Origin of the sequence: Acinetobacter sp. F-1, assembly GCF_022869025.1 — a bacterium.
GTDB classification, from domain to species: Bacteria; Pseudomonadota; Gammaproteobacteria; order Pseudomonadales; family Moraxellaceae; genus Acinetobacter; species Acinetobacter pseudolwoffii.
In genome coordinates, this window is record NZ_JAJKFX010000001.1 from 1 (window position 1) to 19,400 (window position 19,400).

General features: G+C 43.6%; 23 protein-coding genes. 7 read left to right on the forward strand and 16 right to left on the reverse strand.

The features are described from left to right. Nucleotides 1–30: 30 nt before the first annotated feature. Nucleotides 31–1,047 carry a tRNA (adenosine(37)-N6)-threonylcarbamoyltransferase complex transferase subunit TsaD gene (tsaD, locus tag LOZ91_RS00005; RefSeq protein WP_005171546.1) on the reverse strand — a complete coding sequence of 339 codons (1,017 nt, stop codon included), beginning with the start codon at nucleotides 1,045–1,047 and terminating at the stop codon, nucleotides 31–33. 147 nt (nucleotides 1,048–1,194) lie between these two features. Between tsaD and rpsU the strand changes: the two genes are divergently transcribed. Both rpsU and LOZ91_RS00015 read left to right on the forward strand, forming a co-directional pair. Beyond that, nucleotides 1,195–1,410 carry a 30S ribosomal protein S21 gene (rpsU, locus tag LOZ91_RS00010; protein WP_001136722.1) on the forward strand — a complete coding sequence of 72 codons (216 nt, stop codon included), beginning with the start codon at nucleotides 1,195–1,197 and terminating at the stop codon, nucleotides 1,408–1,410. A gap of 33 nt (nucleotides 1,411–1,443) precedes the next feature. Next, a complete protein-coding gene (locus LOZ91_RS00015; RefSeq protein ID WP_004280076.1) occupies nucleotides 1,444–1,890 on the forward strand; it encodes a GatB/YqeY domain-containing protein in 447 nt (148 codons plus the stop codon). 69 nt (nucleotides 1,891–1,959) lie between these two features. Here the strand turns inward: LOZ91_RS00015 and LOZ91_RS00020 are convergent, their stop codons facing one another. The 13 genes from LOZ91_RS00020 to LOZ91_RS00080 all read right to left on the reverse strand — a co-directional run bounded on the left by LOZ91_RS00020 (nucleotide 1,960) and on the right by LOZ91_RS00080 (nucleotide 14,881). Further along, the gene (locus tag LOZ91_RS00020; RefSeq protein ID WP_244782436.1) at nucleotides 1,960–2,319 is read right to left on the reverse strand and encodes a hypothetical protein; all 360 of its coding nucleotides are present in this window, start codon (nucleotides 2,317–2,319) and stop codon (nucleotides 1,960–1,962) included. 106 nt (nucleotides 2,320–2,425) lie between these two features. Then, a complete protein-coding gene (locus LOZ91_RS00025) occupies nucleotides 2,426–3,868 on the reverse strand; it encodes a M48 family metalloprotease (protein ID WP_244782437.1) in 1,443 nt (480 codons plus the stop codon). Nucleotides 3,869–3,954: 86 nt separating this feature from the next. Continuing rightward, nucleotides 3,955–4,923, reverse strand: a complete 969-nt coding sequence (locus tag LOZ91_RS00030) for a D-glycerate dehydrogenase (RefSeq protein WP_244782438.1) — start codon at nucleotides 4,921–4,923, stop codon at nucleotides 3,955–3,957. 21 nt (nucleotides 4,924–4,944) lie between these two features. After that, on the reverse strand, nucleotides 4,945–5,586 hold the full coding sequence (locus tag LOZ91_RS00035; protein WP_005096584.1) for a hypothetical protein: 642 nt from the start codon (nucleotides 5,584–5,586) through the stop codon (nucleotides 4,945–4,947). A gap of 205 nt (nucleotides 5,587–5,791) precedes the next feature. Continuing rightward, nucleotides 5,792–7,681, reverse strand: a complete 1,890-nt coding sequence (locus tag LOZ91_RS00040) for a M48 family metalloprotease (protein ID WP_244782439.1) — start codon at nucleotides 7,679–7,681, stop codon at nucleotides 5,792–5,794. A 90-nt stretch (nucleotides 7,682–7,771) separates the two neighbouring features. Then, entirely contained in the window at nucleotides 7,772–9,307 is a 1,536-nt protein-coding gene (gene purF / locus LOZ91_RS00045) for an amidophosphoribosyltransferase (protein ID WP_005096582.1), read from the reverse strand. A gap of 24 nt (nucleotides 9,308–9,331) precedes the next feature. Continuing rightward, the gene (locus LOZ91_RS00050) at nucleotides 9,332–9,913 is read right to left on the reverse strand and encodes a CvpA family protein (protein ID WP_005096581.1); all 582 of its coding nucleotides are present in this window, start codon (nucleotides 9,911–9,913) and stop codon (nucleotides 9,332–9,334) included. A 5-nt stretch (nucleotides 9,914–9,918) separates the two neighbouring features. Then, a complete protein-coding gene (locus LOZ91_RS00055; RefSeq protein ID WP_005096580.1) occupies nucleotides 9,919–10,920 on the reverse strand; it encodes a quinone-dependent dihydroorotate dehydrogenase in 1,002 nt (333 codons plus the stop codon). Between the two features lie 90 nt (nucleotides 10,921–11,010). After that, nucleotides 11,011–11,490 carry a type II secretion system protein GspM gene (gene gspM / locus LOZ91_RS00060; RefSeq protein ID WP_180083124.1) on the reverse strand — a complete coding sequence of 160 codons (480 nt, stop codon included), beginning with the start codon at nucleotides 11,488–11,490 and terminating at the stop codon, nucleotides 11,011–11,013. Further along, entirely contained in the window at nucleotides 11,490–12,629 is a 1,140-nt protein-coding gene (gene gspL / locus LOZ91_RS00065) for a type II secretion system protein GspL (protein WP_244782440.1), read from the reverse strand. The genes gspM and gspL overlap by 1 nt, the downstream gene beginning before the upstream one ends. Before the next feature lie 29 nt (nucleotides 12,630–12,658). Continuing rightward, nucleotides 12,659–13,114: a phosphohistidine phosphatase SixA gene (sixA, locus tag LOZ91_RS00070; protein WP_005096577.1), complete on the reverse strand. Its 456-nt coding sequence runs from the start codon at nucleotides 13,112–13,114 to the stop codon at nucleotides 12,659–12,661. A gap of 78 nt (nucleotides 13,115–13,192) precedes the next feature. Beyond that, entirely contained in the window at nucleotides 13,193–14,266 is a 1,074-nt protein-coding gene (locus LOZ91_RS00075) for an NAD(P)H-dependent glycerol-3-phosphate dehydrogenase (protein WP_074382969.1), read from the reverse strand. A gap of 33 nt (nucleotides 14,267–14,299) precedes the next feature. Then, complete coding sequence (locus LOZ91_RS00080) at nucleotides 14,300–14,881, reverse strand: nitroreductase family protein (protein ID WP_005096574.1); 582 nt, start codon at nucleotides 14,879–14,881, stop codon at nucleotides 14,300–14,302. Nucleotides 14,882–15,145: 264 nt separating this feature from the next. On the opposite strand from LOZ91_RS00080, the gene LOZ91_RS00085 reads away from it, so the two are divergent. Next, a complete protein-coding gene (locus tag LOZ91_RS00085) occupies nucleotides 15,146–15,523 on the forward strand; it encodes a hypothetical protein (RefSeq protein ID WP_005096572.1) in 378 nt (125 codons plus the stop codon). Nucleotides 15,524–15,582: 59 nt separating this feature from the next. Here the strand turns inward: LOZ91_RS00085 and rhlB are convergent, their stop codons facing one another. Both rhlB and LOZ91_RS00095 read right to left on the reverse strand, forming a co-directional pair. Continuing rightward, complete coding sequence (rhlB, locus tag LOZ91_RS00090; protein ID WP_005096570.1) at nucleotides 15,583–16,734, reverse strand: ATP-dependent RNA helicase RhlB; 1,152 nt, start codon at nucleotides 16,732–16,734, stop codon at nucleotides 15,583–15,585. A 101-nt stretch (nucleotides 16,735–16,835) separates the two neighbouring features. Next, nucleotides 16,836–17,051 (reverse strand): cold-shock protein, encoded by a 216-nt coding sequence (locus LOZ91_RS00095; RefSeq protein WP_004280099.1) that lies wholly within the window; start codon nucleotides 17,049–17,051, stop codon nucleotides 16,836–16,838. Nucleotides 17,052–17,436: 385 nt separating this feature from the next. On the opposite strand from LOZ91_RS00095, the gene LOZ91_RS00100 reads away from it, so the two are divergent. The 4 genes from LOZ91_RS00100 to thiS all read left to right on the forward strand — a co-directional run bounded on the left by LOZ91_RS00100 (nucleotide 17,437) and on the right by thiS (nucleotide 19,394). Then, nucleotides 17,437–17,670, forward strand: coding sequence for a sulfurtransferase TusA family protein (locus LOZ91_RS00100; protein WP_225552730.1), 234 nt, complete (start codon nucleotides 17,437–17,439; stop codon nucleotides 17,668–17,670). Nucleotides 17,671–17,806: 136 nt separating this feature from the next. After that, on the forward strand, nucleotides 17,807–18,676 hold the full coding sequence (rpoH, locus tag LOZ91_RS00105; protein ID WP_005096567.1) for an RNA polymerase sigma factor RpoH: 870 nt from the start codon (nucleotides 17,807–17,809) through the stop codon (nucleotides 18,674–18,676). A gap of 119 nt (nucleotides 18,677–18,795) precedes the next feature. Next, nucleotides 18,796–19,161, forward strand: coding sequence for a DUF423 domain-containing protein (locus tag LOZ91_RS00110; protein ID WP_005096565.1), 366 nt, complete (start codon nucleotides 18,796–18,798; stop codon nucleotides 19,159–19,161). A gap of 35 nt (nucleotides 19,162–19,196) precedes the next feature. Continuing rightward, nucleotides 19,197–19,394, forward strand: coding sequence for a sulfur carrier protein ThiS (thiS, locus tag LOZ91_RS00115; RefSeq protein ID WP_004280105.1), 198 nt, complete (start codon nucleotides 19,197–19,199; stop codon nucleotides 19,392–19,394). The last annotated feature ends 6 nt before the right edge of the window (nucleotides 19,395–19,400 follow it).

A 19,400-nucleotide genomic window follows, 5' to 3' on the forward strand; every position in this document is an offset into this window, starting at 1 on the left:
AGGCCTAAGCCTCTTTCTGTCAAGCTGAATTTATACTTCCGCAGGATTGGTTAATTCCGTCATTGGCCAACGTGGTGTCGTCGTCACCGCCAAGCCATCCTGTTGCCCTGCTTTTAAACGCTGATAACCGGCAAAGGCAATCATCGCGCCATTATCAGTACAGAGTGCCGGTTCTGCATAATAAACAGTCGCTTTAATTTTGGCTAAATCTGCTTCTAAACGCTCACGTAAGCGTTTGTTGGCACTGACACCACCGGCAATCACTAAACGCTTCAAGCCCGTCTGTTTCAATGCTTTAACTGACTTTTTCACCAAGGTATCGACAATGGCTTCCTGAAAACTTGCTGCAATATCTGCATCACGGTTTTCATCACCCAGTTTTTTCATTTGTACAGATACAGCAGTTTTTAAACCGCTAAATGAGAATTCCAGCCCTTGATGGAGCATTGGACGTGGGAAAGCAAAAGCAGCAGGATTGCCTTGTTCAGCCAGTTTGGAAATGTTTGGCCCACCTGGATAGGGCAGACCCATCATTTTCGCCACTTTATCGAATGCTTCTCCGGCTGCATCATCAATCGATTCACCCAGCAATTCATACTGGCCAATGCCATAGGCTGCCATCAGTTGTGAATGCCCACCAGAGACCAACAGCGCCACAAATGGAAATTCTGGCGCTGTTTCAGACAACAATGGTGCGAGCATATGCCCCTCCATATGATGAACACCAATTGCCGGTTTGTTCAATGCAAAGGCCAAAGTTCGACCAAACAACGCACCTGTCATTAATGCGCCCATTAAACCTGGCCCACGTGTATAGGCAATGGCATCAATTTCCGATTTTTTGACGTCAGTTTGCTCCAATAATTCATTCATTAATGGAATCAGTTTACGCACATGATCACGTGACGCCAGCTCTGGAACTACACCGCCATATTCTGCATGCAGTTTAATCTGGCTATAAAGCACCTGTCCGCGCAAACCCAACTCGCTGTCATACAGCGCAAGTCCTGTTTCATCACACGACGTTTCCAAGCCTAAAACGATCATTAAACTGCCTATAACCTGTATCAATTCTATTGCAGCAACTATTATAGACTTGTGGTATGAGATGTAAATGAGTAAAATACTGACCTTCACTTGTGATTGAGGGCAATTCAGCCCGAGATCTTACCCTAACTGATATGAGGATTCTTCATGCCACAAGTTAAATTGAAAGAAGGCGAACCAGTAGACGTAGCTATCCGTCGTTTCAAACGTTCATGCGAAAAAGCGGGTGTTCTTGCTGACGTACGTAAGCGTGAATTCTACGAGAAACCAACTCAAGAACGTAAGCGCAAAAAAGCTGCTGCTGTTAAACGCTACCAAAAGAAATTGGCGCGTGAATCAGTACGTACGACTCGCCTTTACTAAGATTAATTTGTGATTGATTGCCTGGAATAAATAATGACGACTTTAAAAGACCAAATCACGGATGTTTTGAAAGCAACAATGCGTGCCAAAGAAATGTCCAAGCTGACGGTCATTCGTAGTCTACAGGCAGCAATTAAGCAAATCGAAGTCGATGAGCGCAAAGAACTTGACGACGCTCAGGTTCTTGCGGTCATTGAAAAACAAATTAAACAACGTAAAGAATCGGTTAAAGCCTTTGCAGGCGCTGGCCGAGATGATTTAGCTAGTAAGGAACAAGCCGAAATTGAGATTTTGTCTCAGTTTCTACCAGAAGCTATGACTGAGGAAGAACTTGATTCCATGATTGCGCAAGCTATTGCAGCGCAACAAGCTACTAGCATGAAAGATATGGGTAAGGTGATGAATTCTCTGCGTCCGCTCATAGCCGGGCGCGCCGATCCTGCACAAGTTTCCGCCAAAATCAAAGCGCAACTTGCTTAATCCCTACTTTCTAGTATTTCCTCTTTAACGTTGAACTGCCTTTAATCAAAGACAGTTCCTGACGTATTCTTATTGCAAATTACAATCGACCTGATAACGTTTCAGTAATTGCATCTCTTTAGACGATTTCACTTCTACAATTACATCCTGTTTACTCATATTTTGAAACTGACGATCCAGATAAGCACGATTCTGGTCAGCGGCTTGATATAAACGATCAACATAGCGTCCTACTATTCCACAAAATTTTGCATTCTGCTCAGGACTAAATCCCTGTTGCTGCGGATTTAAACCACTTAAAAATTGACGCGATTCCTTTTTATAATCCGCATTAATTCGTTCTACCGCTTCTACATATTCAACAGCACTCGCAGCAAAAACCCCATAATTCCACCCCAGTAGACACACGCCCAATAGTATTTTTTTCATATCATGCTTCGGATTTAATCACACTAATATTTAGAAAGATTGTAGCCTGATTGAATATATTCTTGCCATAACATCCTGATACAAAAACTTAAAACCCAGTTCAGCTTTAAATCTTATATTGATGTGCCTGCTGCATCTGTTTCAGACGTTGGCGAATGGCGGACGATAAAGATTGATTGTTTTTCACGCTACGCTGTGCATGTAATAATGATTTGATCGCGGTTTCTTCATATCCCGACCAGTATTCTACTTCTGCACGATAGCGCAGCACATTAGCAGCCTTGATCGGCGAATCTGGCTCTGCATTGGCAGCCAGTTGCATCAGTCTCCAGCCACTGACATCACGTGAATTGGCATTTAAAAATCGCTGTACCAAGACTTTTGCCTGATCCAGTTGCTTGGCACGAATCAACACTTCTGCATATTTATAATTAAGCGCTCGATTCTCCGGCATGATCCGCGCTGCTGACGCTACACTTTTCAAGGCTGCATCAAGCTGGTTCTGTGCTAAATAAATATCGCTCTGAAATAAAACTTGTAAAGGATGCATCTGGTTATGCTTTTTTGCTCGATCTAAAGTAGCCTGCGCGGCCTGAAAATCGCTCTGCTGGATTTGATAGGCAGTTAAGGCAAGCTGGCCTGCAAAATTTTTTTGCTGGTCCATCAGGATAAGCTGCTCTGCATTGGTCTGACCAGACAATACCCTGCTATACCACTTGATAATCTCAAAGTCTTGGTCATTGAGATTGCGTTTCACCGCAGGAAGCTGGTTGGCACGTAAACGCGCCTCACTCATACGCTCAGTCGTCAGTGGATGAGTGAACCAGAAATCCGGCAGAAAGCTCAATCGGCTGGTCGAGCGATGCATGACTTCAAAAAAGTCTGCCATGCTATGCGGGTTATAGCCGGCACGATACATATATTGCATACCAATCCGGTCTGCTTCACGCTCCTGATTACGACTATAAGTCAGCTGTTTATCCATCAACGCGGCTTGCGAACCCATCATCACCGCAGCACCCGCATCACCATCCGCCTGAGAGGCCACCAATGCCCCGACCAAAATTCCGGCCAATGCCAGTAAACCCTGCCCTTTAAAAGCATCTTGAGAGCGACTGTAATGACGTTGTGTGACATGTGCAATTTCATGCGCCATCACCCCCGCCACTTCATCCATATTTCGGGCTGAATTGATTAAACCAGCATTAAGAGCAAACAGCCCTCCCGGCACAGCAAAAGCATTAATTTGTGGATCATTAATCACCAGCAAACCAATGGGCTGTTGTAACTGAGTCTGACTGAGAATATGAGAAAATACCGACAGCAGCTGGTCTTCCAGCCATGGATTCTGCATGACTGGCATTTGCTTATGCACTTCGCGATAGACTTTTTCACCGATCATTCTTTCTTTTTGCTGATCGAGTAAACCCACGCCTGTACCAATATCAGGCACAGAAAAGTGTGCAGTCGCTTGATTAGAATCATGGCTAGAGCTATGCCCTGTCACCATGCACATCGTTAAGCCACACGCCAACGCCAATCGTTTCAATGAAAAATCTCTAAATCTATTGTTCTAAGCTGCCTTGAATATAGCATTGAAAAATGGGCATATACGCAAGAAAATGTTATTTAATATTATTGAAACTCAGGATTAACCACATAGCGTGGCACTCGCCCTTCTAAAGCATCCACCAGATTCTGATAAGCCAATTCGGCCATTTTTTTACGGGTGGCAGTCGTCGCAGAACCCACGTGTGGCAATGTAACCACATTGTCCAACTGAAATAATTCAGATTCTTTTAAAGGCTCTTTCTGATAGACATCGAGACCGGCAGCAAAAATCTGCTTGGCTTTTAAAGCGTCAATTAAAGCCTGCTCATCAATGACTGAGCCACGTGAAATATTCACCAATACCGCATGTGGTTGCATTTTTGCCAACTCAACCGCTGTAATCAGCGCTTTGGAATCAGCATTTAAGTCAACCGCAATAACGACAAAGTCGGAACGCTGTAATAGTTCATCTAAGTCAGAATACTGTGCATTCAGGCCTTGGGCCAATTCTGGTTTTTCACGGCGGTTATGGTACAAAATATTCATATTGAAACCATAAAAACCACGACGTGCAACTGCAGCTCCAATATGACCCAGACCGATAATACCTAAAGTTTTTCCAAAAATATCCAGACCAAATTGTGCTTCACCAACAGTACGCTGCCATTGTCCTTGTTTGGTCCAGTGATCCAGATAGGCCACTTTACGTGCCGCAGACATCAGCAATGTAAAAGCCAGATCTGCCGTGGTTTCAGTCAGTACATGCGGGGTATGGCTGAGATAGATATTTTTTTCATTTAAATAATCAAGTTCATAGTTGTCATAACCGACACTGACACTGGAAATGACTTTAAGCCGGGTGGCAGTCGCCAGATTGTTACGATTCAGCAATCGACCTGCTCCAATCATGCCATCGGCATCCTGAACCTGCTGCAAAAGCTGCTGGTTCACATCGCCTAACTTGGGTTGTATATAGGCGACATCATAAGTTTGTTCAAGTTTATTTTGAATATCAGCATCGATCTGACTAAATACAACCACTTTTTGTTTCATATTTTTTATTCCAAACTCATATTATTTCAAGCTGGCAGACCTATTTTGCATAAACTGCCATAAACGTTTTTTCAAAATTGGCTGATCCAGCATTTCCTGTAAAGAAGCCAACTGGATTATTTTACTATTTGAAATATAAGGTACAGTTCCCAAGAAAATAATATTTTTCTCGGCACTCATCCCATCGAGAAAACCCTGAATATAAGAGTCCACACCGCGCCCATCCTGAACATTGGCCCAAGGAAATGGCCAGTTCAGCTCACAAAACTCGCTGACCACTGCACGCTGGATATTCGTCCATAAATTCTGGGTTTCTTCAGTCATTGCAGTCGCATCAATCACAATACTGCAATAGGCCAGACTTAAAATCTGCAAACTAAATGGCGGAATTTGTATGATTTCACGCTGTTCCTGAACCAGTACTGGCGTGGGCACTGATACCACAGGCATGACTTCAGCTTCGGGTTGAATAACCGGCTCAGGAATTGATAGATCTGTAAATACCTCGGGCTGCTTGGACTGAGGCAAGACAATGTCACTGTGAAATTCTGGTGCGGCCTGATCACGCCAGATCGAGACCTGATGTGGCTGACATGCGCTGTCCCTAGGAATCCAGAGATCAATTCCTAATGTTGCCAGTATGTCACGCTGATGCCCTATCATCTTTTCATCATCACCAATTTCAGGCTGAACATTTTAGCCGGATTGCCTCTACTTTGCCGAACTTTTTCCGCTTTTCTTTTTTATCCTGATGGATTCTAATACAAAGTCGATCTGCCTGCTAAAAACTGTATTTTTAATACGCAATTAAATCACTGCCTCTGTTATAACAGATGCAGTCTCAAACTCTGAATTGTTATCTTCTTTTTTACATAATGGTTAAACTGTTTTTCTTCAACATTTGTTGAATAATCTGCTCTGCCTCAAAACCCAAGCGCCAATAAAGCAGTTCCATCACATCCAGTTCGTCCTGAGTCACAATACGGTCGCTCCACAAACAGGCTTCTGCGATCCCCAAAATCCCGAGACGTTCACGCAGTAAAAGTCCCGCAATATCATTCAGAATTTCCGCCAGATCAATCGGCTCATCAGAAATTTCATTGTATAAGTCCAATTCTCGAGCCGACAAAATCCGGTTTAAAATGCGTTCGCGAACCTCAAGCTGGTTTCCGCTATTAATCTGCTGCACATGCAACAAGGCATCAATCAGACGCACAATCTGGGGCTTAACTTCATCCAAAGCTGTTGGAATATGTGCAGACAATAGATTCAGCTCATATTTGACACATTCCAGCAATAAGGCATCAAGCAAGCCAATTTCACCATCTTCCTGAATAATTCGTGCCAGTTTCATCAAAAACTGACGTGCAACTGTGGTGGGCATCCCGCCAATATTCTTGCAGGCTTGCTGGAAAATCGAAATATGCACCCGCCCATCCAGATTCAGCAGTGAATCTACAATGGCGCGGCTCACTTCAGCCTCAGTCGGAATAAATTCACGATATTGACGAATCATCAAAATGGCGACCATGACTTCACGCGAGCCGGTCGCCGTCTGCAATGCACGTTCGAGCAACTCCGGACGCGGCATACTCAGCCGCAGCTCCGGATTCAGCGGTTTAATCGCATCCTTAATCGCAAAACTGATTGGCGACAGACGCAACAACGGCAGAGGCTGTGGCGAACTCCAGCTCATCGCAGTCTCGGGCACCACTTCTTCCAGAGAACGAAATAAACTGAATAAAGGCTGATTCTTGAGTTTCTTCAAGTTCTCGAGCTGCAAATCCTGAATCAGGGCAGGATTTAATTCATAAATTCGTTGATTAATATTTGGGTGAATATTCAACCAGTTTTGCGGACTCAAGGAATTGGCAAAACACATATGGGAAATGGATTCGGCATATTCACTATAGATTTGCGAACCGGAATGATGCACATGAATTCTGAGTAAAGTCTGGATATTGGCATCATTTTGAATCAGGCGGCGAGTTTTCTGGTCATTCTTAAAAGTGCGTCCACCCAGTGAAATATATTTAATAAAGCGTGTGATTAATACACCTAAACTGCCAATCAGCCAGATTACTGCGCCAATTGCGACATAAAAGGTTTCAAACTTATTTTCACGTCGAATGCCAGTTCGATAGAAACCGGATTTGGCAATTTTGCTGCCCCACTGGCTAAAGGTGGTTAAACTGCTATACAAAATTTTTAAGCGGGTATTTTCCGCAGTTTCACCCGACAGAATTTTATTAAATTCGTGACTGAGTAAACCATATAGCTCGACTTTATCCAGAGTTTGTACCGCACCCCAAGTCAGAATAATCGCGGTATCTCGCGGGCTAAAACCCGCCGTCAGCGTATTAACTCCAACTTCATCGGGCAGTACATACACCGCCGGAGGTTCAATTAAAAAGGTATCGGCCAGCTGCTGGGTAATTTGCAGTGCCACACTTTCCTCAGGAATACTTTCCATCGGGCTGAGACGGCGCGCACCCATCTGTTTTGCCAGCGAATAACCGCCATTCCGGAAAAGATAAAATTCATAGATGACCGAGATCATCATGGCACATAACAGCAAAGCAATCAGATAAGGACTGAGCATATGCCAGAAAATAGACTGGGTAGAATCAACATAAAAAACGAATAGACCAACAACGGTATTGATAATAAAAATAGTTAACAGCACAGCAATCAAGCAGAAGCTTACAGGCAATACGATATTCTTGTTTTTTATAAAATCATATCCTACGTTGCGCAATGTAGAACCCTAGTTAAGATTATTTTCAATGGGTTCATCATAAAACAAAAAAGCGGGAAATTCCCGCTTTTTCATGATGATTTTAAGCGCTTAGACTTCACGTACGCCAGTTAAATCCACAGAAGCTGCATCGATATTCACATCGATGTAATTCCCTTCTTTCATGGCACTGTCACTACGTTTTTGCTGTAGATCATCCAGATACTGCGCATCAATACCACCCGCGACATAAACGCCGTCAAATACCGAACAGTCAAAATCTTTCAGATCTGGCACTTTGGTGGTTCGAACTGCATCTTTTAAATCTTCCAGATCCTGGAACACCAAACGGTCTGCACCAATAATTTCACGAATTTCTTCAACGCTACGATCTGAGGCAATTAGCTCTGATTTTGCCGGCATATCGATACCGTACACGTTTGGATATTTCACCATCGGTGCTGCGGAAGCAAAGAAGACTTTTTTCGCACCAGAATCACGTGCCATCTGGATAATTTCATTACAGGTCGTACCACGCACAATCGAGTCATCGACCAATAGTACGTTTTTACCCTTAAATTCAAGCTCAACCGGGTTCAGTTTTTGACGTACCGATTTTTTACGTAGTTGCTGACCTGGCATAATAAAGGTACGACCGATATAACGGTTTTTCATGAAACCTTCACGGAATTTCACACCCAGCATATTGGCAAGTTCCAATGCAGAAGTACGTGAAGTATCCGGAATCGGAATCACCACATCGATATCATGCTCTTCACCCCACTCGCGCAGAATTTTTTGCGCCAGCTTCTCACCCATTTTCAGACGTGCTTTATACACCGAGATTCCATCAATAATGGCATCCGGACGGGCAAAATACACATATTCAAAAATACATGGACGATATTCAGGATTGCTCGCACATTGCTTGGTAAAGAAATTACCTTGTAAATCGATAAATACCGCTTCACCTGGCTGAATATCACGCTCAACTTTGAAGCCCAGCGCAGTAATCGCAACCGATTCAGAAGCTATGATATATTCCATGCCCTGTTCAGTTTCACGTGAACCGTAAATCAGTGGACGGATACCATTCGGATCACGGAAGCCCACCAGACCTTGTCCGGTAATCATTGCTACCACACCATAAGCGCCTTTACAACGCTCATGCACACGTGTTACCGCATGGAAAATATCTTCCGAAGTCGGCACCAATTTGCCATGTTTTTGCAATTCATGCGCTAGCACGTTTAGCAGCACTTCTGAATCAGAATCCGTGTTCATATGACGCAAGTCAGTTTTGAACAGGTCATCGTGAATTTCTTCGGCATTGGTCAAATTACCGTTATGCGCCAAGGTAATTCCATACGGCGAGTTCACATAAAATGGCTGTGCTTCTGCACTGCTCGATGAACCGGCTGTTGGATAACGCACATGACCAATCCCGTAATTTCCTTTCAAGGCACGCATATGACGGGTATGAAATACATCACGCACCATCCCATTGTCTTTACGAAGGAACAGACGCCCTTCATCACATGTCACGATCCCAGCTGCATCTTGTCCACGATGTTGTAACATCGTTAATGCATCAAACAACATTTGGTTAACGGGTGATTTACCAGCTATACCAACTACTCCACACATAGCAACCTCGCAGACAAGCTAGGATTAATAAAAAGGATTATTTGTAGACTCATCTGCAGCTCCAGATTTGGACGATGTTTCAGATGATACAGCTGAAGGTTTCGATGTCCCTTCAGGCTTGATATGTTGTAGTGCGCCATTCGCGGCGTCTTTCGACATTTGAGTCGCCCAAGGTGCATAAGGCAATAAGGCTTGAATAAACTTGGACTGTTTCCAGTGCGGTGAGCTTTCTACCCATGGGCCAATGCCTTGCATAGTAATCAGTACAATCAGCAAGCCTTTCAGGCTACCAAAGACACCACCTGCCAGACGGTTAAGCGGACCCAGTTTAAGACTCTTTAAAATACGGTTTAAAAGCGCAGTGACGATCCAGGTCAGAACCACAATTAACAGGACGATAAAGGCGAAGGCTGCTATCTTTTGTACGACTGGATCTGTACTCAGAGCAACCATAGACGGCGCAAGTAGCGTTGAATATTTTGCCGCAACAATCAGGGCAAAGATCCATCCCACTAAGTTCGCAAAGGCTTTAATAAATCCTTGACGCAAACCGTTGAGCCCTCCAATGAGCAAGATAATCAGCAGAAAGATATCAATGGCATTCATAGGATTTAAAGTGCGTCTACACAATCTTTTACAAGTTCAGGTCCAGTATAGATGAGGCCACTATAAACTTGTACAAGGCTGGCACCTGCCTGTTTCTTGGCAACAGCATCTGCGCCTGAAAGAATACCACCCACACCAATCAAGGGAATTTGTCCTTTTAACACCTGAGCAAATGCAGCCAGACATGCGGTACTTTTCTCAAAGACTGGCGCGCCAGATAGACCACCTGCCTCCTCTGCATGCGCCAGACCTTCCACCCCTTCACGTGACAGTGTGGTATTGGTCACGATCAGACCATCAATCTTGAATTGCAGTAACTGCTTGGCAATAAAGGCAATATCGGTTTCGTCCAGATCAGGCGCTACTTTCAGTACCAAAGGTACATAATGCTGGTATTCCTGCGCCAATTCAAGCTGACGGTTTTTCAATGTTTCAAGCAGTTCGGTCAGTGCATCACCACTTTGTAAACTGCGCAGATTTTTGGTATTGGGAGAAGAAATATTGACGGTAATGTAAGACGCATAATTATAGACTTTTTCTAAACAGATAAGGTAATCATCTACTGCTTTTTCTACCGGAGTATCAGCGTTTTTACCGATATTGATGCCGAGAATGCCTTTAAATTTGGCCGCTTTGACATTTTCCACCAGCTGATCTACACCCTCATTATTAAAACCCATACGGTTAATAATGGCTTTGGCCTGTGGCAAACGGAATAACCGCGGATGGGGATTGCCGGCTTGCGGTCGCGGGGTAATGGTGCCAATTTCAATAAAACCAAAACCTTGACCAGCAAGGGCGTCAATATAAGCACCATTTTTGTCTAAACCTGCCGCAAGACCTACTGGATTGGGAAATTCGATTCCCATACAAGTCACAGGTTTCGCAGCAACATTTTGACGCATCAAGCCCATTTTATGGGATGATTTTAATAGTGATAGTGTCAGCTCATGTGCACGCTCTGGTGCTAAAGAAAACAACAAAGGGCGGGCTAGAGAATACAACATATCTAGAAAAGTCTACTGCTTTTTAAGTCGGCATATTATAGGCATAGGCTGACAAAAAAACCATGCTTTGCAAATCTTTATTTTTACCGTTTATTGCACGGTCGCGGTTAATTTAATCTGTCCTGCTTCATTATTTAGTTCCATTTTCTCAACACTTAGACCCATTTGTGCCAGTTGAGTCAGGAAGTTTGCCAATACTGCATAATTTTCATGCATGACCGCCAATTGAATTTTTCCATCTATTTGCTGGGATGCAACCGAAAGACCTTGTTGCTGTGCCACCCGCTGTACTTTCTCTGCGGCATCCAGCTGCATGTCTCCAGCAGGTTTCATGGTGACTGCATTACTTTGCATCCAGACAATGGTATCTTTCAGCTGATTTAAACGTTTCTGCTGGGTGTCTGCTGCCTGATGCATATACCAGAGTGCTGAACTGACCGCAGCCACAACTACAAAAATAGTGGTAAAAATCACCAATACCCGTTCACGTGCCGAGAGACTGTCCAGATAATCACTCATTTTTTCAAAAGACTGATCCATGCGATTTTGTAGCGCTTCGATGGCTTTCATTATTGCACCCTCACCAGCCCAATGGCACCTGTTCCGCTGGCCTGAATATTCCCCAGCTCCACTTTAAAGCCTTGCTGACTCAATTGCTTGGTCAATGCATTTAGCGTATCTGATGAATTGGCCTTGAGCTCCATACTCAACACAGACGCATCATAATTGATCCGTTGTGCCACAATCTGGTTCTGCATCAAGACTGGTCCAATCCGACTAATCAGCTGTAATGCCTGTGTATCGGCGATCTGGCTTTGACGCAACTGCCCTTCAAACTGGCTTTTGATATTCTGCTCAGTGACCGGATAATTTTGCCCAAACCAGTACTTGAACTGATCAACGGCCTGTGCAGCGGTCTGATTTGCCACTTTTTTATATTGATACCAGCGCACCGCATCATAACTAAACTGTAAGACTAATATGCCCAGAAATACAGCTGCACATGCTTTCCAGTAACCGGAAATGGCACCTTCAGATTTAGCTTTGGGCAATACATTAAACGCATGTTGTTTGGGTTTTTTCAATACAGGAAGGACATACTGAAAAGATTCTAACTGCTCCTGTGTGACCAGTGCTTCTAGGCTACTTAACTGATCCTGATTCAGATTACTAACTTTATAATGCAAATCTTTGGGCTGATAATCCAGATACAGACTCAGATCATCCAGCGACTGGCCGATATATTCTGCCTCTCGTACCAACAAGCGCCCACCAATTTGGGTAATCACCCGCTGATTGGCTTCAGGAACTGGCAGTACCAAAAAGTCTGGCAGCAAAGCCGCCAGCTTGACGGGAATCAGGTTGAGAGAATACTGCAAGGTCTCGAGGGTCGAATTCGCAATCCCCATAATACTGACCTGATCAGGCTGCTGAAAATGATGCAGCACTTTCATGGCATCGACGGGCAGCACCACATATTCTTCAAGCAGATACTTGATGCCCTCATTGCCCATTTTTTTATATTGGCTCTTGGGCAAAGTCTGCTGCAAAATTTGCACATGACGGCTCGGGAAAAACACTACTGCTTCTTCGCCATGATGAGCCTGGATCTCCTGAATCAACTGCTCAAGTGTTTCCGCAGTATTCCAGAATTCCCCAGTTGACCATTGCCAAACCCCATTGGCCTCAGGCATCCATAAATACAACATCGATTGTGTACTACCGTTTTAATTGGTTTTTATAATGTAGGAATAAAACTTTTAACTGTTGTCGACAAACCCGCGGCAATGACTGGCTGCGCATAGATACGTGCTTCTGCCAATGCATAGGGATGAAAAGACTCCGCCAGCAAAATAGAAGAAATGTGCGCCACCACATTCATATGACACACCACGGCAATCGATTCATAAGGCAGTTGCGACAACCATTCAACCGCGACCTTGGCATCATCATCGGGTTTAATCGCATTACAGATCACCACCGGCACATCTTGAAAATACTGCTGCAGATGGGCCAGGGTTTCCTGCGCACGCAATAAGGGACTGACCACAAATACTTCAGGTTTAATCATATTTTTTAAGAACTGTGCAGTTTGCTCAGCCTGCTGATGACCACGCTCCGTCAATGGACGCTTGCTATCATTGCCATTGACTGGTGGAGCAGCCTCACCATGTCGCACTAAAGTCAGTTGCATTGGGTTTCCTTATTTTCTTTTGCCTGCATGATAACTGGCCAATATGACAATTCACATACAGTCCCTTTGTGTTATAGATCAGACTTGATGATGTGGCAAGACAAATTCCACATCACTGCGATGACCGTTTTTCATCAATGACAATGCAATGCTGAGTGGTGGTGCACCTTCAAAAATCACATCATACAAGGCAGAAGTAATTGGCATATAGACATCCAGTTCTTCGGAACGCGCCTTGACCTGTACGATGGTATTGATCCCTTCTGCAGTTTGACCCAGTTCAGTAGTAGCCTGCTCCAAAGTCTTGCCTTTGCCCAAGGCAAAACCAACCTGATAATTACGACTCAGCGGACTGCTACAAGTCGCAAATAAATCACCCACACCGGAAAGCCCAAGGAAAGTCAGCGGATTCGCGCCCAATTTTACCGCAAAACGGCTCATTTCGGCCAGTGCACGGGTCAGGATCATACTCTTGGTATTTTCACCCACGTTATACGCGGCTGCCATCCCCATCGCGACGGCATAAATATTTTTTAAGGCACCACCGAGTTCTACACCATGTACATCATCACTGGCAAAAACACGGAACAAGGCACTATGTAAGGCTTGCTGTACGGCATAACGTACCAGCTCAGACTCGCTGGCAATCACGGTTCCTGCCGGCTGACCTGCCACAATTTCCTTGGCGAGATTCGGTCCTGATAACACGCCATAAGGCACTTCTGGCAACACTTCCCGAATAATATCACTCATGAAGCTAAAAGTTTTGGCTTCAATCCCTTTGGTGAGTGAAATCACGGCTTGTGAGGTGATAAAAGGCTTGATTTGTTGCAGGACATCCCGAAAAGAATGACTTGGAATCGCGACTAAAATAATATCGCGATCACGCACAGCCAGTTCCAGATCCGACACAGCCAGTAAGTTTTCTTCCAGCTGGAAATCGGGCAAATAACGTTTATTGATATGCGTGGCATTAATATCTGCCGCAACGGCTTCGTCACGAATCCAGATCATGGTATTACAACCATTACGCACTGCAGTATTGGCCATTGCGGTACCAAAACTGCCCCCACCCAACACCGTGACTCTTAAAGCGGTCTTATGATCGACTGCAACCGGCTCGACCAGTGCTGAAAAATTTAATTCTGACATGTTATTTTTTAATACCCTGTTATACCGTGCAAATTAACCGTTCTGATTCCAATAACTTACAAAATTACTGGTCTGAATCTCTGCGCGTGCTGGAATTGCTTTTGCTGCAGTGCCAATATAAATAATACCCGAGACCAAATCATCTTTTGAAATTCCTAATGCCTGCTTAAACAGGCCAGACTCGACTACAGCACCACTGCGCCACATGGTCGAGAAACCCTGAATCTGGAGTGATAACAGAAAATTCTGTATGGCGGCGCCTGAACTGAGAATCTGTTCAAAATGTGGAACTTTAGGATGATCTTGCAAACGCGTTAAAGCCAGCACCAATAGTGGCGCACGGAATGGATGATTCTTGACCCGTTCAATCTGTGCCGTTTCAGTTTCACCCAGATCGACCAGTGCCTGAGACAACAGCTCCCCAAATGCTTCACGCTGTGCATCAGGTATCACCACAAAGGTGGTGGGTTTCAACCGATGATGATCTGGTGCTGTCAATGCCGCCTGAAAAGCCAGCTCCAGCTGTTCTGCATTCGGTGCCGGTGCCAGCAAATGTCCTATTGATTGACGTTGGTGAATATTTTGATGAACGATGTCGACCACGGATTCCGTCATTGCTTTGTAGATCTATACTTAAAAACTGTTTTCAAGATTAGCATATTCCAGCTGTAATACTCTATAAACTTCACCGCGACTTAGCCGCAAAAATTACTCAAGAACATTACAATATTTTTATTTTAATCAATGAAATACTCAGTTGAATTACTTTTTTAGCATAGAGTCACACTAAAAATTTCCAAACTTATACAACAGCTCCAAATTCTGTGCGCTTTACTATGCTCAAATAAGCTTAATTCTGTTTTCACCCGAGATTTTATCATGAAAAAAACAATTGCGATCAGCGGATTAGCAGCTTCAGTTCTACTTTTAACTGCCTGCGCTTCCAACCCAACCTCACTGGCAATTCAGAAAGAAAATAATCAGTTTGAGGTCACCGGATTAGGTAAAAATCAACTAACTGCTAAAAATAATGCCATTAATGCTGCCAGCAAAACCTGTGGTTCGAAAGCTACTGCGATTATTATCGATGAAAAGACGGGTTATAACGGGGCATTAAAAGGTGTCGTTGATGATCAGACTGGACAAATGATTCAGGCAGCAGCTACCGTTCTCGGGAATATCGCAGGCACCAATACTGGTTTAAACCAGAATGATGACTATCAAACCATTTTGACTTTCCGTTGTCAGGCCAAATAAGTCCAGATCACATGGTCATAAAAAAAACCGCTCTTGAAGAGCGGTTTTTTTAATCTGGATTAGCAATAACCTTCTAGACGAGTTAAAGGCAATTTCTGTCCAATCGCCTTCTCAATTTCTGGTAGATAGAACGCATCATCTTCGGCAAGGAAACTAATACTCACACCACGTGTTCCCGCACGGCCAGTACGTCCAATACGATGTACATAATCATCTGACTGTTCAGGTAAAGTGAAGTTCACCACATGTGAAACACCATCCACATGAATACCACGACCCGCAACATCTGTTGCAATCATAATGTTGTGCTTACCATTTTTGAACTGGTCTAGCATTTTTAGACGCTTGTCTTGAGCAATCTCACCAGACAGCATGACCACCTTATAACCATCACGTTTTAAATGATCATAAAGCTTACGCACCTGATCACGACGGTTGGCGAAAATCATCACCTTTTCAATCGGCTCATCACGCAAGATTTCTTGCAACAGTTTATATTTATCGGCCTTAGCCACCATATACACCCGTTGCTCGACATCGGCATTGGTTTTCTTTTCCGGTTCAATTTCAACTGTGACCGGTTCAAATAACCATTGCTGGGCCAAATTTAGTACATCATAGCTGAATGTTGCAGAGAACATTAAAGTCTGACGTTGCTCCTTACGCGGCGAAAAACGCACAATGCGTTTCACTGAAGGAATAAAGCCCATATCGAGTAGACGATCCGCTTCATCAATGACCAGAAATTCAATCTGATCCAGCCAGACTTCTTTTTGCTCGACAAAATCGATCAAACGACCGGGTGTCGCGACCATAATATCGACAGGTGCTTTATTTAGTTGATTCTTTTGCTTGTCAAAATCTACACCACCCAGCAAAGTCACGACATTGAGACCGGCATATTTGGCCAGATCCTGTGCATCGCTTTCAATTTGCAGTGCCAGTTCACGGGTCGGTGCCAAAATCAGGGCACGCGGTTCACCACGATAACGCTGCTCCTGAATTGGGTTATTTAATAGATCATTCATGATACTAATTAAAAAAGCTGCAGTTTTACCTGTACCTGTCTGTGCGCGGCCAATGGCATCATGTCCTGCCAGCGTGAATTTTAAAACCTTCTGCTGGATAGGCGTCATGGTGGTAAAGCCTAAAGCATCAATCGCTTTTTTTAGATTGGGATGTAAATTTAAGGTTTCAAAACCAGATGACATAAAGCGGTGCTCTACTTGGGTAATCACTAAGATGGGGATAGTATAAACAAAAAACGCCCCAAGTTATATTGGAGCGTTTTCTTTTTAGCTTAATCCGAAGATTAGTCTAATGGTTGAACTTCTTCAGCTTGAAAGCCTTTTTGGCCTTTAACAACACTGAATTCAACGCGTTGACCATCACGAAGTGAACGGTGGCCGTCACCTTGGATAGCACGGAAATGAACAAATACGTCATCACCGCCGTTACGTTGAATAAAGCCGAAGCCTTTAGTATCGTTAAACCACTTAACTACGCCTTGTTCGCGAGCAGCTGTCATAAGTTAATCCTCATTGAAACTAAAAGAAGGACCACCCGGTGTTGCAAACAGCAGAGCAAACAAGTTTGAAAATATTATTTTTAAGCTTGTAATCATTCTGTAAAACTATCAACAAAATCCCGGTTACATCCATTTATGTAATAGGGTGAAAAACAATCACTTTGTTTATTCAAAGTCCCAAATACGCAACGAGCTTAACATGGGTTTATCACAATTAATAGATTTTTTTTAGCATGTTCTGTTTGATTTAGTTATTTTTTTCATGAAAATTGTCAAAAGACTTTATATCTTCTTTTAGATTGTGATTTTTATTAAAGCAGTTTGGTTCTATACGCTTCTTTGTTACTATTTATTGTCATTTTTTTGCTATGTGAATGAAACCCTAATGTCGCAAGATCCAGAGCAATATTGTCTTATCGATGCCATAGGAAAACCCTGCCCGATGCCGCTATTAATGTTAAAACGGGCACTAAAGGCCGGTAATCAGAAAACTTTCTTGCTCAAATCCTCTGATCCACATAGTCAGACGGATATCAGCCGTTATTGCCAGATTCATCAACTCAAGCTTGAATCAAGAAAAATTTCTGATTCAGAGTTTCACTACTTGATTGAATCTTAAAAATTTTCAATTAAACTGTTTATCTTAGTTTCGTATACTTTTTTACATTTCTCTACCCAAATATCCATTATTTGCGGAGAGATTGGATTAAGATAAAACCTATGTTTAGGGTTATCCCGCACTTCAAGGAGAACACATGAGTGACAGCCGCAATCAGTTGATGCCCCTGTCATTATCGGCGCCAGGGGTCAACCTCGGTGCTTATATCAGCACTGTCAATCAGATTCCGATTTTAACGGCCGAACAAGAAAAAGAGTTGGCTGAACGCTATTACTATGACCAGGATTTAGATGCAGCAAAAATGCTGGTCATGTCACATTTGCGTTTTGTGGTGCATATTGCACGCAGTTATGCAGGTTATGGTCTGCCACAAGGCGACCTGATTCAGGAAGGCAACCTGGGTCTGATGAAAGCTGTAAAACGTTTTGACCCGAATATGGGCGTACGTTTGGTGTCATTTGCTGTGCACTGGATTAAGGCGGAAATTCATGAATATGTGATCCGTAACTGGCGTATTGTTAAAATCGCCACCACCAAAGCGCAACGTAAACTGTTTTTTAATCTGCGTAGCCTGAAAAAATCATCGAAAAAGTTGACCCTCGCAGAAGCACAGTCGATTGCCAATGATTTAAATGTCACACCAGAACAAGTTCTGGAGATGGAAGGCCGTTTGACGGCATATGATGCTGCTTTTGATGCTTCCGGCGATGACGATGATGAAGGTTCAACTTATGTTGCACCGGCTTTATATCTTGAAGATAACCGTTATGATCCGGCCCGTCTGATTGAAAATGAGGATTATGAGGAACAAAGTACCTCTGCCCTGCACGAAGCCATGGATCAGCTCGATGATCGTTCACGTAATATCTTGCAGCGCCGCTGGCTAGATGATGAGAAATCCACCCTGCATGAGCTGGCCGCCGAATATAACGTTTCCGCGGAACGTATTCGTCAGCTGGAAAAAAATGCCATGGAAAAAATTAAAGTGGCGATGTCCTCCAATTAATACCAAATTCTGTTATTGATTTAATCTGAAAAAGCCTTCATCAAAGAAGGCTTTTTTATGTCCGAATTTTGAATTTATGCTAAGGTTGAGCGCAAACTTTATCAGGAAGATCAATTCAAATGTGGATTGCGATTTCAGCACTCAACTTGGCGCTTGCCGTGATGCTCGGTGCCTTTGGTGCACATGGTTTAAAAGCGCGCGCGACTGAAGCCCAGCTCGGCTGGTGGCAAACGGCAACGGATTATTTTTTCTATCATGCCTTAGGTTTGCTTATTCTGGCCTTGCTCGCGAAAGTCATTCCAACACTCCCGATTCAATGGAGTTTTTGGCTAATTCAGGTCGGTATTTTATTATTTTCTGGTTCACTGTATATCATGGCCTTGGGTTTACCACGTGGATTAGGCGCAATTACGCCAATTGGTGGTGCTTTAATGATTGCAGGATGGTTAATTCTGGCTTGGAATGCTTTAAAATACGCCAGATAAGTCTGAAAATCACTTAATCATGGAGGGTAGCTAGAATGATGATTTATATCAATGGCGAACAACAGGAAACTCACTGCAAGAATCTGCTGGAACTGATTCAGAGTATGGCGCTTGAGGGTAAGCGTTTTGCAGTTGAAGTCAATGAAATGATTATTCCTAAAAGCAGATTAGGCGATACGCCGATTTGCGATACAGACAAAATAGAAATTATTCACGCGGTCGGTGGCGGCTAATACTCG